This window comes from Exiguobacterium sp. SH5S13 (genome assembly GCF_004337085.1).
Classification (GTDB): Bacteria; Bacillota; Bacilli; order Exiguobacteriales; family Exiguobacteriaceae; genus Exiguobacterium; species Exiguobacterium aurantiacum_A.
In genome coordinates this window covers 1-401 of sequence record NZ_SJUS01000081.1, presented here as the reverse complement: position 1 = coordinate 401, position 401 = coordinate 1, and the positions used below count along the sequence as shown (strand labels likewise).

General features: G+C 74.3%; 1 protein-coding gene. It reads left to right on the top strand.

The features are described 5' to 3' along the window. Positions 1-401: sensor histidine kinase (locus EVJ30_RS15075; protein ID WP_236636116.1), on the top strand; the 401-nt coding region annotated here is incomplete at both ends.

The following is a 401-nucleotide window of genomic DNA, read 5'->3' as shown; positions in this document are numbered from 1 at the left end:
CGCCCGACCAGACCCGGCAGGCGCTGGAGACCATCTCCGGCACCGGACGGCAGGCCCTGGCCGAGATGCGGCGGCTGCTCGGCGTGCTGCGCACCGGCGAACAGCCCGAGGGCGGCGAGTACGTCCCGCAGCCCGGTGTGGAGCAGCTCACCGACCTCATCGACCAGGTGCGCGGCGCGGGACTGCCGGTCGACTTCCGGGTCGACGGCACGCCGCGGCCGCTGCCCAGCGGCGTCGCACTCCCCGCGTACCGCATCGTGCAGGAAGCCCTCACCAACACCCGCAAGCACGGCGGCCCGGACGTGGGCGCCACGGTCCGCCTCACCTACGGGGACGCCGAACTGGAACTCCTCATCGAGGACGACGGCCGCGGCGCGCAGCGCGAACTGTACGAGGAGGGC